The 16,515-nt window shown below is 41.3% G+C and carries 15 protein-coding genes and 1 riboswitch; of the genes, 4 read left to right on the top strand and 11 right to left on the bottom strand.

Annotation, left to right across the window (positions count from 1 at the left end; translation table 11 throughout):
- Positions 1–344: 344 nt before the first annotated feature.
- From VER_RS06950 to VER_RS06970, 5 genes are all read right to left on the bottom strand, one after another.
- Positions 345–677, bottom strand: coding sequence for a branched-chain amino acid transporter permease (locus tag VER_RS06950; RefSeq protein ID WP_162100140.1), 333 nt, complete (start codon positions 675–677; stop codon positions 345–347).
- On the bottom strand, positions 674–1,504 hold the full coding sequence (locus tag VER_RS06955; protein WP_162100141.1) for an AzlC family ABC transporter permease: 831 nt from the start codon (positions 1,502–1,504) through the stop codon (positions 674–676). Before VER_RS06955 ends, VER_RS06950 begins: the two co-directional genes overlap by 4 nt.
- Positions 1,494–2,639 carry a 5-methyltetrahydropteroyltriglutamate--homocysteine S-methyltransferase gene (locus tag VER_RS06960; RefSeq protein WP_162100142.1) on the bottom strand — a complete coding sequence of 382 codons (1,146 nt, stop codon included), beginning with the start codon at positions 2,637–2,639 and terminating at the stop codon, positions 1,494–1,496. Before VER_RS06960 ends, VER_RS06955 begins: the two co-directional genes overlap by 11 nt.
- A 67-nt stretch (positions 2,640–2,706) precedes the next feature.
- Positions 2,707–2,818, bottom strand: a riboswitch (SAM riboswitch).
- 158 nt (positions 2,819–2,976) lie between these two features.
- Positions 2,977–4,419 carry a [FeFe] hydrogenase, group A gene (locus VER_RS06965; RefSeq protein WP_162100143.1) on the bottom strand — a complete coding sequence of 481 codons (1,443 nt, stop codon included), beginning with the start codon at positions 4,417–4,419 and terminating at the stop codon, positions 2,977–2,979.
- Between the two features lie 226 nt (positions 4,420–4,645).
- The gene (locus VER_RS06970; protein ID WP_162100144.1) at positions 4,646–5,398 is read right to left on the bottom strand and encodes a hypothetical protein; all 753 of its coding nucleotides are present in this window, start codon (positions 5,396–5,398) and stop codon (positions 4,646–4,648) included.
- 333 nt (positions 5,399–5,731) lie between these two features.
- Between VER_RS06970 and VER_RS06975 the strand changes: the two genes are divergently transcribed.
- A complete protein-coding gene (locus VER_RS06975) occupies positions 5,732–6,682 on the top strand; it encodes a 2-hydroxyacid dehydrogenase (RefSeq protein ID WP_162100145.1) in 951 nt (316 codons plus the stop codon).
- 198 nt (positions 6,683–6,880) lie between these two features.
- Here VER_RS06975 and VER_RS06980 read toward each other — a convergent pair whose 3' ends face one another.
- The gene (locus tag VER_RS06980) at positions 6,881–7,576 is read right to left on the bottom strand and encodes an RraA family protein (RefSeq protein ID WP_162100146.1); all 696 of its coding nucleotides are present in this window, start codon (positions 7,574–7,576) and stop codon (positions 6,881–6,883) included.
- 247 nt (positions 7,577–7,823) lie between these two features.
- Between VER_RS06980 and pyrF the strand changes: the two genes are divergently transcribed.
- Together pyrF and pyrE are read left to right on the top strand one after the other, a co-directional pair.
- Positions 7,824–8,543, top strand: a complete 720-nt coding sequence (gene pyrF, locus VER_RS06985) for an orotidine-5'-phosphate decarboxylase (RefSeq protein WP_162100147.1) — start codon at positions 7,824–7,826, stop codon at positions 8,541–8,543.
- Positions 8,540–9,127 (top strand): orotate phosphoribosyltransferase, encoded by a 588-nt coding sequence (gene pyrE / locus VER_RS06990; RefSeq protein ID WP_162100148.1) that lies wholly within the window; start codon positions 8,540–8,542, stop codon positions 9,125–9,127. The genes pyrF and pyrE overlap by 4 nt, the downstream gene beginning before the upstream one ends.
- Before the next feature lie 79 nt (positions 9,128–9,206).
- On the opposite strand, the gene VER_RS06995 is transcribed toward pyrE, so the two are convergent.
- The 5 genes from VER_RS06995 to VER_RS07015 all read right to left on the bottom strand — a co-directional run bounded on the left by VER_RS06995 (position 9,207) and on the right by VER_RS07015 (position 15,043).
- Positions 9,207–9,629 carry a metal-sensing transcriptional repressor gene (locus tag VER_RS06995; RefSeq protein WP_202922144.1) on the bottom strand — a complete coding sequence of 141 codons (423 nt, stop codon included), beginning with the start codon at positions 9,627–9,629 and terminating at the stop codon, positions 9,207–9,209.
- A gap of 154 nt (positions 9,630–9,783) precedes the next feature.
- A complete protein-coding gene (locus VER_RS07000; protein ID WP_162100149.1) occupies positions 9,784–11,484 on the bottom strand; it encodes an ABC transporter ATP-binding protein in 1,701 nt (566 codons plus the stop codon).
- Between the two features lie 18 nt (positions 11,485–11,502).
- Positions 11,503–13,074 (bottom strand): ABC transporter substrate-binding protein, encoded by a 1,572-nt coding sequence (locus VER_RS07005; RefSeq protein ID WP_162100150.1) that lies wholly within the window; start codon positions 13,072–13,074, stop codon positions 11,503–11,505.
- 24 nt (positions 13,075–13,098) lie between these two features.
- A complete protein-coding gene (locus tag VER_RS07010; RefSeq protein ID WP_238390173.1) occupies positions 13,099–13,941 on the bottom strand; it encodes an ABC transporter permease in 843 nt (280 codons plus the stop codon).
- Positions 13,931–15,043 carry an ABC transporter permease gene (locus tag VER_RS07015; RefSeq protein ID WP_162100151.1) on the bottom strand — a complete coding sequence of 371 codons (1,113 nt, stop codon included), beginning with the start codon at positions 15,041–15,043 and terminating at the stop codon, positions 13,931–13,933. The genes VER_RS07010 and VER_RS07015 overlap by 11 nt, the downstream gene beginning before the upstream one ends.
- A 437-nt stretch (positions 15,044–15,480) precedes the next feature.
- Here VER_RS07015 and VER_RS07020 point away from each other — a divergent pair, with 437 nt between their 5' ends.
- Positions 15,481–16,188 (top strand): class I SAM-dependent methyltransferase, encoded by a 708-nt coding sequence (locus tag VER_RS07020; RefSeq protein ID WP_162100152.1) that lies wholly within the window; start codon positions 15,481–15,483, stop codon positions 16,186–16,188.
- Positions 16,189–16,515: the final 327 nt, after the last annotated feature.

Raw genomic sequence — 16,515 nt, forward strand, 5'->3', positions numbered from 1 at the left:
TTGTTTAAGCCCTGGTGAGCATAAACCTAACACTAACTTGAAGTCACACGATACTCACAATATAATGTGTATCGATTTACGAAATCGTTTTCGTAACTTCTTCAACATCATAATACAACAACAAGAATGTTTTTACAACATATTTACTATGCTTTATTAACATATACATTTTAGATTTACCCTTCTTTTACCCTATACTTACATAATAAAAGCCCGATTCTCTTAGTTAATGCTAGAGGAATCGGGCTATAGCGTTTTTGCATAGGTCGTCTTTAAATTTTACAAAAAGAGCAAAAATACCAATAAATCATCACTTTACAATTATTATGTTTACTAAATATTGCTCATTTTATAAATACTTGCTGAATGAGTAGCATATATACAATAGTACCTGTGGCAATACTGAGTAACATATTACGTTTGACTAAATGAATCACGACTAAAGCCAGAATAGCTAACAGTTCAGGCAAACCATGAGGATATGTCCATAGTGTCACATCTTTTAAAGAATATACTACTAATAGCCCCATAACAGCAGCTGGTAAAACAGCCCCTAAATACGTAATAATAGCTGGTGGTTTACTCGTTTTAGAAAAAATCAAAAAAGGAGTGAACCGTGTGGCCATGGTCCCTAATACTACAGCACCAATCGTAATTGCTATGTCCCAACTGCTCATAGTTCACTCTCCCTTCTGTCCTTAGAGTCCCACCAAAAAAGCCCACAAAATATCAGCACCATCACTAGCATGGCAGGTAATATAAACAGATTAGGCCCCAATACATAGAGCATACTGAGAGCTACGGCCAAACCGATTAATCCAGACTGATATTTCTTAGCCGTCAAAAGCATATCTAAGAAGATAACCGCAAATAAAGCCGTTAAAATAAATTCAATACCTTTCATATCAAAGGTTAGAAAATGGCTGCCCACAGCACCAAGAGCAACACCACCTACCCAATATAAATAATTTAACCACGTCACATGTAAGTAAAACCAACCCTTGTCAATTTGGCTCGGTAAGTTAATCGTCGCATTAATGGCAAAAGTTTCATCACACATACCATAAATGAGTGGATACTTTTTCCAATCTAAGGGGCCATACCGTGTGAGCATGGTCAAACCATAAAAGATATGTCGTCCGTTTACCATAAAGGCTAGTACAAAGGCCCCTAAAGGATCAAAAGGAGCGGCCAATAAGGCAACAGTAACAAACTCCATGGAACCTGCAAAAATCGTTGCACTCATAAGAAAGGGTAAATACCAAGGTAACCCTTGGCCTACAGCATACAAGCCATAGGATATACCTAAAAATAGAAAACTAGCACAAATAGGTACCGTCAGGGGAAAGGCATAACGAAACGCTTCCCAGCCCTTACCATTATTCTTTACATTATTCTTTACATTATTCTTTACACTATTGTTTACATTATCCTGGACATTTTCTTTGACACTTTCTGTTTCTTTGATTTTTTCTCTGCCATTGTTACATTCATCACTCTTCATAAGGCCCCCAAGCCTTCTCTGCCACACGTTTAATCAAGGCGAGCTTAGCAAACTGCTCGTCTTCCGTCAAATTATTACCTTCTTCGGTAGATGCAAAACCACATTGTGGACTTAAGGCTAATTGTTCTTTTGGTACATATAAAGTCGCTTCTTCAATGCGCGCTAATAAATCTTCTTCTTTTTCAAGTTCTGGGAATTTCGAGGTAACTAAACCTAATACAACTTTCTGATTCTTTATAAAACGAAGCGGTGCAAAACCACCAGCTCGATCAGAGTCATACTCTAAAAAGAAACCATCAATGTTGCAATGACCAAACAAGGTCTCTGCAATTGGTTCATAACCACCCGAAGAGAACCACGTAGAACGGAAGTTACCGCGGCAAATGTGCATGGTCACGGCTAAATCATCTGGTTTCCCTTCTAATGCATAATTAATAACTTCCACATATTTTTTAGCAATATATTGTAAATCTAAGCCACGAACTGCATATTCTTTACGCTTAGTTTCATCACAGAATTCACCCCAAGAGGTATCATCCAATTGTAAATAACGGCAACCGGCTTGATAAAAAGCTTGAATGGCCTTACGATAAGCTTTGGCAATCGCTTCAAACAAAGTCTCTTCCTTTTCATACTGTGGAATCGGTTCATAATGTTCTTCGCGAACACAACAAATTAAGTGAAGCATAGAAGGTGATGGAATGGTAAATTTAACAATCGCTTGATCACCAACGGTGGCTTTCACAAATTTAAAATCCTCCAAAAATGGATGATTATCAGGGAAGTCAATATCTCCTACAATTTTAAGAGTCGCTGCTTTTGGCTGATGTCCCTTAAAAGCAACTGACCAATGATCTGCTTTAATACGTTCAACCCCTACTAATTGTTCTAAGAAATCTAAATGCCAATAAGCGCGGCGAAATTCACCGTCCGTTACAGCTTTTAAGCCCACTGCTAACTCTTTATCAATTAAATCGCGAATCGCCACATCTTCTACGTTACGAAGTTCGGCTTTACTCATTGTACCGGCTTCTACTTCTTGACGGGCCGTTTTCACCGAATCAGGTCGTAAAAAACTCCCTACTACATCATAATGAAACGGACCTTTCCCAATTGTCTGTTTTGCGTTATTCATATTCTCAATCTCCTCTCAAATTTGGCAGATAAACAAAAAAGCCGTCAACAAATGACGACTTACAGTCTTATCATCTGCCGGTTTCCCGTTGGACTTAGCACCTTGCTTATTACCCTAAATAAGTAAGCAGGTTGCCGCAGCATCACTGGGCCAGTTCCCTCAGCTGCTCTAGATGATACTATACAATTATAATTATCTAGGTAATAAACATCACCCTTTAGATATATATTATAATACTTCAAAGCGGAGATACCTGTCAACTACAGACGTACTATACAAAAAGAGCATTGAATCCTGTGACTAACACAAGTATTCAATGCTCTCCTATTAGGCCCTCTTATTCAGGCTTTTTGAATTTAGGGGATGTTGGGCATGTTTCAGGCGTTACATCTTTACGAACACCTAAATCAGCACTACGATCCGTATAATGAGTATGTAATAACTCTTCGGAACGTTCACCTAATGGTTTACCCAAGAATTCTTCATAAATAGCTTTGATTTCAGGATTTTCATAGCTAGAACGAAGTTTCATTTCAGCGTCAGCTTTGTAAATACCTTCAATACGAGCGGATTTTACTTTATCTGCTACTGGCATTTTAACACGTGGCTGACCGCCGCCACCAATACAACCACCACGGCAAGCCATCATTTCGATGAAATCATATTTCTTACCAGTAGCTTTCATATTATCTAAGAAATCACGGATATTTTTGCCGCCATGAACAACAGCCACTTTTAATGTTTTACCGCCGATTTCAACGTCTGCTTCTTTAACACCTTCCATACCACGTACATCTTGTAAGTTAGTGAAAGGTTCTGGAGATGGTTCATTACCAGTGATGAATTTGTAAGCGCTACGCATAGCTGCTTCCATTACGCCACCAGTGTTACAGAAAATAACACTACCACCTGTTTCAGCACCGATATATTTATCCATAGTGGATTCTTCCACTTGTGTGAAATCTACGCCAGATTCACGAATCCATTTAGCAAATTCACCAGTCGTGATGCAGTAGTCAGTATCGCGAAGTTCTTCTTTGCCCCAGTATTCAGCAGATTTATTCTGTTCTGGACGACGAATTTCAAATTTCTTAGCTGTACATGGCGCTACACTTACGGATACAATTTTTTCAGGATCCAATTTCATCTTTTCAGCGAAATAGGTTTTAAGCACAGCTGCTTCCATAGCAATACAGCTACGAGTTGTAGAAATATTTGGTAAATATTCTGGGTAATACGTTTCAGCAAATTTTACCCAAGCTGGACAACAACTAGTGAATTGTGGCAATTCGCCATGACCGTTGATAACACGTTCAATTAATTCGTTCGCTTCTTCCATGATGGTTAAATCCGCACCAAAGTTAGTGTCAACTACATAGTCAGCACCTAAAGCACGAAGAGCACCAATCATTTTACCTTCTAAGAAGGAACCTGGTTCATAACCAAATTCTTCACCAATACCAACACGCACTGCTGGCGCCGTTTGGATTACAACAATTTTATCTGGATCAGCAATCGCTGCTTTTACTTGATCTAATTCACTACGTTCATTCATAGAATCGAATGGGCACGCAGCGGCACATTGACCACAATGAACACAGATAGGTTTATCCCCTGTGGATTCTAAATCATAGTAGTCAAGTACACCCATAACGTCGGCACAAGCACGACGACATAATGTACAGTTCTTACATTTTTCTAAATCATGAACAATCGCAATATTATCTTCAGCAATTGGCACACGACGATCAATATGTTGGAATCGACTTTCGAAACTCATAATTTTGCACCTCACACAATTAATACTAGTTATGTATTCAAATACTCCGACCTCTGTCGGAATGGACATCGACCATGCCGTTCATGGTTGTGAGTGATGTCTCTTTGTAGTATAGCATCTTAAATGTCCTATTTTCAAATAGGAATTAGATAAACTTTCCGCATATTTACTATGCATTTACTAATAGTTTAACCCCATTCTTACTACCGTAAATAGCATCTTACGTCTATAGAATTTTCATTATGTCCATTGTCAAAAGATAGTCGTTTGTCATAGTAAGGGCTACCAAATCAATCCAACCAAAACGAGCCAGCCAGTGCAGGCTTTTCATCAGGTATGGTTTGTTTTTGAAAAACTTCTGCAATTTTTGAAACGTCACTTGCCCACCAGGCGTATTGGTATATCCTGTCACCGCGGCATTTAACGCATTAGGCCGTACTACTTCCTCACGAAAATAACCATGAATAAATAATAAAAGATCCATCACCTTATCGTCCATCCATCTTAAATGGTAATCATTTTCCCAATCTAAAAACTGAACCTGCCCTTCTTCCCTATCATACACAATATCTCGTAATACAGGTCGACCATGACTGAAACCAGCGGCATGAAGCTTAGCTAAACTTTGTCCTGCTGCATAAAAAGCCTCTTCCATAGCTTGCTCATCGGTTTGTTCCGGATGTAACCAATGAGCTAGCGTATCGCCCCCGCTAAGGGTAACAAAATAATCTGGTGTATCTACCACAACTTGAGGCGCTAAGCCGCAAGCCTTAGCAACCGCTTTCATTTTACGGACTTCACGATCATAGCCGTGTTGCCCACCTAAACGTAAACGCCACCGCTTATTGCGTACATGACGTTTCACAAAATATTCTTTACTATCAAAAACAAAAGAGAACACCCTATCTGTTGGATGTTCTCGCGAAGCCTCGACCAAATGATATTCAAATAATGAATCAACTACAAAACTATCTTGCATGCCATCCCCCTAAATTTTACTTTTAATATTTTTAACATAAACACCCTATACCTATTAAAAATTAAACAAATCCATTTATTAAGTAATAGCTTCCTAACTCCGCTTTCATCAGTTTATAAATTGTTTAAACTTTTTTTAAAATTACTTTATATTTTACACCTTTTTTACAAAATAGCAACTTTACTTTGAAATAGAATATTGTATAACAAAATTTATGAAAGTCATCACTTTGTTTGAATGCTCTTATCTTTTGGCGTATAATAGAGTCAATAAGTAGTCTTTTTCACTCTTAATGCCATTTATTTGGCAATCTTAATCTTATGAGGTGATACCATGAAAATTATCGTAATGGAACCATTAGGCGTATCAACCGCCAAAATTGAAGCTGTTTCAGCCCCACTCAAAGCAGCAGGTCATGAATTCTTCTACCCAGAAACGCAAGAGTTAGATCAAACTAAATTATTAGAACGTGTCAAAGAAGCTGATGTATTAATCTTAGCGAATCAAAAATTATCCGGCGATATTATCCGCCAATGTCCTAATTTAAAAATGATTTCTATTGCCTTCACTGGCGTAGATCATGTAGATTTAAAGGCTTGCCGCGAACGTAATATTACCGTATGTAATGCGGCTGGTTATTCCACTAATGCAGTCGCTGAATTAGCCTTTGGCCTTGCTATTTCCGTATGCCGTAACATCGTTCCTTGTGATCATCAAAGTCGCCATGAAGGCACTAAAGCCGGTCTTGTAGGCTTTGAATTATTTGGTAAAACCTTCGGTGTCGTTGGCACTGGTGCTATCGGCAAACGAGTAGCTGAAATCGCCCTTGCCTTTGGCTGCCGTGTTATCGCCTACAATCGTAGTGAAAAACCAGATTTAATTGAAAAGGGCGTTACTTTTGTCAGCAAGGACGAATTATTCCGTCAAGCAGATTTTGTATCCTTGCATACACCTCTTACTGATGAAACGAAGGGCCTCGTTGATGCCGAAACAATTAAACTTATGAAACCTACCGCTGTATTAATCAATACAGCCCGCGGTCCTGTGGTAGATAGTGAAGCCTTAGCGGCCGCCCTCAACGAAGGCCGTCTAGCCGGTGCTGGCATTGATGTTTTTGAAACGGAACCTCCTATTCCAGCGGCTCATCCACTTTGCCATGCGAAGAATACCGTTTTAACGCCTCACGTTGCCTTTGCTAGTAAAGAAGCTCTTGAAACAAGAGCTGACATTGTCATTGAAAACATAAAACAGTGGGAAGCCGGTACACCACAAAATCTAGTATAAATACGCTTGCCTAATAACCAAAAAGGGTTACTCGTTGTTACGCCTAACGACATAAAGTCGCAAATCGTACACAACAAGCAACCCTTTCTTTTATCCCCAGTAACATTAACTATATTCTCCCATTTAATGTTACAGGACAAATTTTACAGACATCTCAAACAAGACAGCCATAGGATTAGCGAAGAAAAGCCCTATCAATTAATATTGTCCATCAATTATCTCCGTGCCCTGTTCTTTTAACTGGTCTTCAATCCACTGCCGCTCAGCCGTCCCCGTTAAAGCAGCATGCACGTTTTCAGCATCCACAGCTTGCAGCTTCTTAGCACTATCGATAATTTCAGCCGCATCTTGCCAAGGTACTACAATAACACCGTCTTGGTCCATAACAATTAAATCACCTGGATTAACTGAAATACCACCACAGGCGATAGGGGTATTGATTTCGCCAGTCCCATTTTTATAAGGCCCCGCTGGATTAGTACCATTTGCATAGACAGGTAAATTCATTGTTGCCACCGCATCACTATCACGAATAGGGCCATCAATCACAACGCCGGCAATTTGTTTATACATGGCATAGCCAAACATGATTTCACCCATCAAAGCGCGATATTCAGAACCACCATCATTCGACACCATAATAACATCCCCTGGTTCCGCTATATTTAGAGCTTTGTGAATCATTAAATTATCACCACCACGAGTTTTTACCGTTAAGGCTCGACCAACGGTTACAGGTTGTTTTGGTGCTGATTTCAAAGAAATACGAGGATGTAATGCACTTAGTCGCCCCATGCAATCGGCTACATTAGCGGCCGGAATACCTTTAAATTCATTAAGTAATTCATCACTTATCATAGGACGTTTCAAGTACACACGATTACCAACTGCCATGTTCATCACTCCATTCATCACATTGTATCACATTAAAAATTCTCTATATTTTTATGATACTCATATTTTTTCAAAATTTCAACGTATAAAACAGCAATCCTCATAGCCAGCCTGCTGCCAAAAGCAGTATAATAAAAGAAAGTCTAAAGCATATCGCACCTTAACAAGTTTTAATTGACTTTACCTAGTTTTTATGTAAAAATTATTTGAATATATCTATATATGGACACGATTAAGGAGGCTCACCATGGCAGATGACAGACTAATTGTTGCCTTAGATGTGGCAACAATGGATCAAGTTACCCAATTAGTAACCACGTTAGGCGATAGTGTTTCCTACTACAAAGTAGGCATGGAATTATTTTATGCAGCAGGCGCGCAAACAGTATCGTATCTTCAAGAGCAAGGAAAGTCCGTATTTCTTGATTTAAAATTACATGATATTCCTAACACCGTAGCCCAAGGGGTCACATCATTAACTCACCTAGGGGCTAAACTAATTACATTGCATGCCCAAGGAGGCCCTGTCATGATGGCCGCCGCTGCCAAAGCCGCTACAGAAGCAGCCGAAGCACTTCAAGTAGAACGGCCTAAGCTATTAGCGGTTACCGTCTTAACCAGTTTTGATGATGAGGCCTGGACAGCTATCGGTGGTCAACTACCAATTCGTGACCAAGTACTACGTCTAGCTAAATTAGCCAAAGCATCGGGCATGGATGGCGTAGTAGCGTCCCCCTTAGAAGCCAAAGCCATTCGTGAAGCTTGTGGCGACGATTTTCTCATCGTAACACCGGGTATTCGTCCGGCATTTGCAGCTGCTAATGATCAAAAACGAATTGCCACGCCTAAGAGTGCGCTTTTAGATGGTGCTTCCCAATTGGTCATTGGCCGTCCTATTACGAAAGCTGATAATCCGCAAGAAGCGGTTCGTTTAATTGTTGAAGAAATGGAGGCTATCAACGCATGATGACAGAACAAGAAGTAAAACAATTATTAATCGACACTAAAGCTATTTTAGAAGGCCATTTTCTCCTTACCTCTGGACTTCATAGCCCAATGTATGTAGAAAAATTTAATGTATTGCAACATCCTAAATACACGGAACGCCTTTGCCAAGAATTAGCAGCCCGTTTCAAAGACCAAAACGTGGAACTCGTAATTGGACCTATGACGGGCGGCATTTTATTGGCCCATGAAGTGGGCAAAGCCCTTGGTACACGTGCCATCTTTACGGAACGTGAAAAAGGTGTCATGACCTTGCGTCGCGGTTTCCGCATCAAGCCAGGCACACGCGTTCTTATCGTTGAAGATATTGTAACCACCGGTGGGTCTGTACGCGAAGTGGTTGATGTAGTAAAAGCCTCCCAAGGCGAAATCGTTGGCGTTGGCTTATTAGTCAATCGTAGTGGTGGTAAAGCAGACTTTGGCATTCCTAATGAAAAAGTTCAAGCTTTATTAAACTTAACCGTGCCAACCTACCAACCAGATGACTGCCCACTTTGTAAAGATCATGTACCAATGACCGAACGTGGTAGTAAACACATTAAATAAATCATACAGCCCTATAACATTAAAAAGTCCCGCTCTCATTAGGAACCATAGCTTACCTAATGAGGGCGGGGCTTTATTGTTATTTAATAAAACGATCAATCGCTTCGTTTAGTTTTTTCAAGGTTTCCGTATCATTATTTTTAACTGCATCAACTATGCAATGTTCAATATGATCCTTCATGACAACGCGGCTTACGCTCTTTACGGCAGACCCTACCGCAGCCAGTTGTACTAATACTTCACTGCAATCTCGGCCACTTTCCACCATCCGTTTAACTGATTCTAAATGACCAACAATTCGAGATAGGCGATTAAGAACAGCCTTTGTTTGCGTATGAGAGTGACTATGTCCATGGCTATGAAGTGCGGCCACCACCTCATCGTGACTATGGTCATGATTATGAATATGCTCCTGAAGAGGGGCCTGCTCAGTCACAGACTCTGCCGTATGATCATGGGCAATACCCATAGCATGCAACAGTTCATGGGATTCTTGGCTCATTCTTTCACCACCTTATACATACATTTCGCTACTTTATGTATTTATTATATCACATCTAGCAAGCCCTCCTTCGAAAGCCCTATCTGGTGATCATATCATTTACATTATCTTTTTCATAATTATTTACGCCGTATACAAATGAAAAGACACTAAACTACTTGCCTAGGTCCTGCCAATTTGCATACGCTTGTACCAGCCGTTGTGCTGTTTTAGATTGTGGTTTCTTTACCAATTCGCTAGCATTGGCGCGTTCCACAATTTGACCGGCTTCTAACACGTAAATATAATCACAAAGTGTTGTAGCCACCTGTAAATCATGAGTAATCACTAATCCCGCTAAGTGTCGTTGTTGCCGAAGGTTCTGCAATACTTGCATAATTTCAAGGCGTACTGCGGGATCTAATGCTGATGTAATTTCATCGCAAAGCAGTAATTGTGGTTCACAACTTAAGGCTCTCGCCAAGGCTGCTCGCTGGCATTCACCACCACTTAATTCATGAGGATAGCGCTTTGCATACGACTTCGGTAATTGCACCTGAGCTAATAAGTTAGCTACTTTTGAAACGATGGTATCACCAGTCCATGAACTAGTATCTGAACCAGCTGAAAAAGGCCCCTCATTACAAAAACTATGCCAGCCTTTAGAACCGCTACGCCTAGTCTGAGACCGCAAAGCTTCGCCAATACTCCAACCGATAGTCTGCCGTGGATTAAAAGAGCTTTGAGGATTCTGTAAAATGGGTTGCACAATCTGCCCAAGTTCGGCTCGAGTAAAGGCCTGCAAAGGTGTTCCCCCATAAGTAATCAGCCCCTGTTGTACCGGTTGTAGACCTATTAAAGTATTAAAAAACGTACTTTTCCCTGCCCCGCTAAGGCCCATTAAGGCAATCCAGTCGCCAGCTCCCAGCCTTAAGGATATATTTTGTAATACAGGCTCAGTCTCTTCATAGGCCACGGATACATCGGTTACAGATAATAAAGGAGTCTCTGAAACAGAAGTAATCTTTGATGGCACCTCAAAGGTTTTCGCAGCACTCCTTTTTATAGAGTTTGCATTTTCAAGATTTATATTTTCAGAACAGGGATTACTTCGACTTGTTTGTAGTAAATTCTCTTTTACGTCCCGTTTTTCTAATTGCCCCTCTTTCATCTCATAAATGGTATGGCTCAAATGAACCGCTAACTCCAATTGATGCGTCACAAATACCAATGCCGCGCCACTTTGATCCTGCACTTGCCGGAGCAAGGCTACCATTTGTTGTTGTCGCACTACATCTAAATTCGCTGTCGGTTCATCCGCCACAATTAACTTTGGCTGCGGTAACAGCGCTAATAACATCACCACTCGCTGTGCCATGCCACCAGATAACTCGCTAGGCCTTTGCTGTAATACAGTACTTGGTAAATCTAATTGTGGCAATATGTGGCGTATCCGTTCTTGCGCCTCGCCCCAGGATAAGTGAAGAACCTTAGCTACATCACGACATTGTGCTTCTATAGTTTTTACAGGACTCAACGAAGCCTGCGACTCTTGTGGCACATACACAATAGCCCGCCCCCGTAATGTATGCCAAGCCTTTTCAGCGGTAGGCCAAGGAGTGCCATCAAACGAAGCCACCTCATAGTCCATTTGGCTATAACTAGGCAATAAACCCAATAAAGTGCGTAATAACGTCGTTTTACCACTTCCTGAAGGCCCTACAATAGCGATACTCTCACCAGCTTGTAATTGCAATTTTAATTTATTTAATACAACTTGCCCGTCATAAGCTACCGTAAGCCCTTGTAGATCTAATAGCCACGGCTCGTTATGCTTCGCCTGCCCGCTATGATTCGCCTGTCTCCGTTGATTCACCTACCTCACCTCCTCTACTTATTGTATATCTACATCCTTAGTAAACTCATAGTAATCGGTTGGATATGCTTTAAAGTTCACAACTTTATGATTCATCACTAAATTCATTTTCAAATGGGCTATATAAATAACCGCCTCATCAGCAAGCACTTGGGCTGTCATTTGTTGTAGCAAATCTTGCCGTGCCTCTGGCGCTACCGTTTCATCCAATTGTTGCATTAAGCTTACAATCTCAGGGCTATTATATTGCCCTACATTATCTACCGCGTCAGGCATAATATTCGTTTTAAAATAGTATGTGCCATCACCCGTTGGGGCTGTTACAAAAGCCTTAGCAAAGACATCAAAATCGCCCTGCTTCAACACCCTTTTATACGCATCCGTAGCATTTACCTCTACTTTAATGCCAATCTGTTTCAAGGTTGCTTGCGCGGACTCAGCTAATAAAGGTAACTCTTGTCGCGAGGTATACGTTAACCAACGAAGCGTTAAAGGCTCTCCATTCTTATCTACATAACCATCACCATCGCTATCCCGATAACCAGCTTCCACCAATAAAGCTTTGGCCTTCGCTACATCATAGGACGGTGCGACTACCGACATTTGCCCTAATTTAGTATTACTTGGAAACGGTCCTACCGCTGGTATGCCATTGCCTTTAAGCAAAACAGATGCAAACTGTGCTTTATCAATCGCGCTAGCTATAGCCTCGCGAACACGCTTATCCTGCATAGTAGGGCTTTTAAAATTAAAGGCCACTTGATAGACCCGTGAAGTGGCCGCCGAACTAATAGTAAATGTTTGTTGGTCTACAAATAAGTTCAAACTACTGTAAGGTAAGCCTTGAGCCGCCTCAATATCCCCCTTTTGCAAGGCCATAGTGAGCGTATCACCATCCGTAATGCGCGTCACTTCGACGCCATCTAATTTAGGCCGGCCACCCCAATAGTTATCATTGCGCACTAAACTTACGCCCGTTTCACTCACCTTTGTCGCTTTAAAAGGCCCTGTACCAATAACTAGCCCATTAGGTGCCCCCTCGCTAAGGTCTACTATAGCGCTATAGGGATCTGCTAAAAATGTCAATAGTACAGCCACTGGATTGGTTGATTGAATCGTAACATACGGGTCTTCGGCTGTAATGGAGGTAATTTTTAAATCCTTTGGAGCTCGATCATGGTCGCGTATTAATTCCTCTAAATTTGTTTTTACCATGGCTGCCGTAAGCGGCTTCCCATTAGAAAAAGTCACCCCTTCACGAATGTGTAAACGTACCGTATGGTCATCAACGAGCTCCCAAGAGTCAGCTAACCAGGGGGCTACTTCCATGGTCTCCGTAAAACGTACCAACGTTTCACCCACACCATAGCGAACAGCGCTCCAACCTTGATACGACACATGGGGATTAAGGCCTGCATTTTCCATGGCAGGTCCATAGGCAGTTGTGCCATAATGCAAGATTTTCCCAGCAGGCTTTGTTTCAGATCCACAGCCAACTAGGGCCAACAAGCATATTCCTAGCGTAGCCAGTATTCCTAGCTCCCGCCACCACCTAAGCGATTGTTTGTACGTCCTTCTTGCTATTGTCATACTATATCCTCACTTTCACAAAACTCACCATGACCGCAACTGTTCCCCCACATAGTGAAACGCTCCGACCGTTATAATAATCGCCAAGCCTGGCCCCCATAAGAGCCATGGTGCCGTCTGCAACAAGGTGCGATTCAAACTTAACATGCTCCCCCATTCAGCCAAGGGTGGCGTTGCCCCTAGCCCTAGAAAGGATAAACCTGCTAATTCCATAAGCACAACACCTAAATCTAAAACAGCCCTCACAATAATAGGCCCTATAATATTGGGCACTATATGGTACCGTAAAATGCCCATTTCAGATTGTCCTTCTAAACGAGCGAGTTGAATATATGAAGCCTTACTAATTTGCAACGTCAAACTGCGTCCCAAACGTGCATATTTAGGCCACAAAACACAAATTAAAGCGAGTGCCGCATGGTCTAAGCCGCCACCTAGCACCGCCGTAATCGCAATGGCAAACACTAAAGCAGGTAAAGCTAGCGCCACATCGGTTATACTCATAATCAATTGGCTCAGCCAATTCTGTCGTAAGGCACTCCATAACCCCAATAAACTGCCTCCTAAGCAAATGCTCATAGTTATGGCCAAGCTAAGCCCTACTGTCAAGCGACCGCCCGCTAAGATTCGTGCCAATACATCTCGGCCATACTGATCAGTACCTAACCAATGTACACTATCTGGGGCTTGTAAGGCTTGCTGTAACGCTTGTTCATACGGATTAAACGGCCACAGCCAGGGTCCTAGGCCAAGAAAAAGGATTAATAGGACTAAAGGCCAACTAACTTGCCCCCAATAATACCACCGATCCTTGCCTGGGCCTGTTATAGCAAAATTTATAGCCGTCATACGGTCATTATACTTCATACTCACGACCTCCAGACACCTTAGTTTGCCAATGCTGTTGCCAACGCTCTACACTGTAATTTAACACCACATAAAATATAGATACCCACAGCACATAGGCTTGTAAAACGGGATAATCACGTGCCGTAATGGCATCAAATGCCATTTTACCAATGCCGTCCCACATAAAAATAGATTCTACAATGGTAACGCCCCCCAAGAGTGACCCACAACTCAACGCCAATAAAGTCAACACCGGTGGCATAATTGCCAGACTCACATAGCGACTCATAATGGTAAACCACGTAAGGCCCCGACTGCGAAGCCCCATAATATAAGGTTTCTGTAGTTCCTCTAACGCTAAGGCGCGCACTTGTTGAATGTATTTCGCGCTCATAGACCAGGTTAGGGTCAGAGTAGGCAATATAATACTTCGCCAATCGCCTTGCCGTGAAACAACAGGTAATAAATCCCATTGTAACGCCACCACATATAAAAGTAATAGGGCTGTGAAAAAATTAGGCATAGTATTGCCTAATAGCGTAATCCCCCGAATTAAACGATCAGGCCAACGGCCCGCCTTATGTGCCAACCACAGACCAAGAGGCAAAGCAATGATAATCGTACTAGCAATAGCACTCACCATTAAAGCCAGTGTCGCTGGTAACTTACTACTAATAATGCGTACCACCGTTTCACCAGTCACTAAGGACTGTCCCAAATTGCCTTGTAATAGTTGTGTCCACCAATGTACATATTGCATGCCCAAGGACACATCTAAGCCTAAGTCCGCTCGTTTTTCAGCTTGCATAGCTACACTTAAACTTTGCTGCTGTGAAAATACCATGTCCACTACATCATCTTGTGTCATATGCATAAGTAAAAAAGTCAATGTCGCTACTAGCCATAAAACAAATAGAGCTCGCCATAAAGGCCCGACACCGATTCGTCTATACCAAGGCCGTTGTTTTATACGGGGACTACCTTCTTTACTAAACAATAGGGCTTTCCTTTTAGGTTGTTCCGCCATAGCCTTTATGTTACGCTTCTTAGGTTGTTCTGCCATTACCTTTATGTTACGCGTCTCCACTGTTCCTGAGCAATCTCTTTTTTCTATTTTCATGGCGTCACCTCCTAACCGCTTATAACTTGATGTTACATTCAAACTAGCATTCACTTTAAGTTCTCTTTTACTTTAAGTTCTCTTCCACTTTACATGATCTTCTACTTTCAGCTAGCTTCTATTATTATCTATTCTCCACTTTTATCTATTTCTAACTTTTATCTATTTTTCACGTTAAGATATTTTTTACGTTACGTTAAGCAAACTTTTACTTTAAAATATCTTATAATTCTAAAATACTAACGTACTTATTTTAGTGTACCTATCTCAAAGGCTCTTGAAAAGCCACCCTGGGGGATAGATATTTGAAAAATAACCCCCACCCCCGCTTACGAAATATAAAAAATTTCTCTATACTACTATAGTAACTACTGGATAGACGAATACATCTAGATAGGCACTAGTAAATATATAACACAGGGAAACAGGAGTCTGTTATGAATATATCTGAACGAATTGAATCTTATTGGGATACACGTAGCGACGCATTCAACAAATTACGTCTCCGTGAATTAAAAAGTCCTAATGCCATAGCGTGGCATGGCCTATTAGCCAAGCATGTACCTTTGGAGCGCCCTCTGCGTATCTTAGACGTAGGTACCGGTACAGGCTTCTTTACCTTTTTACTTTGTCGCCACGGTCATACGGTAACCGGCATTGATATGTCACATCAAATGGTACATAACGCCCGTCGTAACGCAGCCAATTTTCATAGCACCGCTACGTTTGAAAAGATGGATGCTACCAAGCTTCAATATGAAGATGAAACTTTTGATGCTATTTTAAGTCGTAATTTAACCTGGACCCTGCCAGACCCTAAAGCGGCCTATAAAGAATGGCTTCGTGTCTTAAAACCTAAAGGCGTCATTCTTAATTTCGACTCAGATTATGGCAAAACACAATTTACACGCAATGAAGGTCGCGTTCATGCCCAAATTGACACCACCTTACTCGATGAATGTACAGCCATTAAAAATAGCTTAGCCATTAGCCAAGAAACACGACCTGCTTGGGATATGGCTATTTTTAAAGAACTAGGCGCTCAAGAAGTAAGCGTACTTAACGATGTACGTCAAGACGTACAAAAAGATGATAATTTGCAGTATGAAGAAATCGAGATATTCATGATTAGGGTTGTAAAATAAGTCAGTCTTTTTGAGGGTGTAATAAAAGCGTAATATTGGCTCAAAAACACAGAGTTCTTACGAACAATGGTTTTTTCTGCCAATACTACGCTTTTATTTTTCCTTAACCGTTAAAAGACTGCCTGTATGTTACGGGAGAAGCAGAAAGTTCTCACGAACAATGGTTTTCTCCGCCAATACTCCATTTTTATCTCCACAACATAAAGGCTGACTGTATTTTACGGAAAAGCGGGAGGCCTTACGAACAATGGTTTTCTCCGCCAATACTCCATTTTTATCTCCACAACATAAAGGCTAACTGTATTTTACGGAAAAGCGGGAGGCCTT

The sequence above is a fragment of the Veillonella sp. R32 genome (assembly GCF_010093125.1).
In the GTDB taxonomy this organism is placed as follows: domain Bacteria; phylum Bacillota; class Negativicutes; order Veillonellales; family Veillonellaceae; genus Veillonella_A.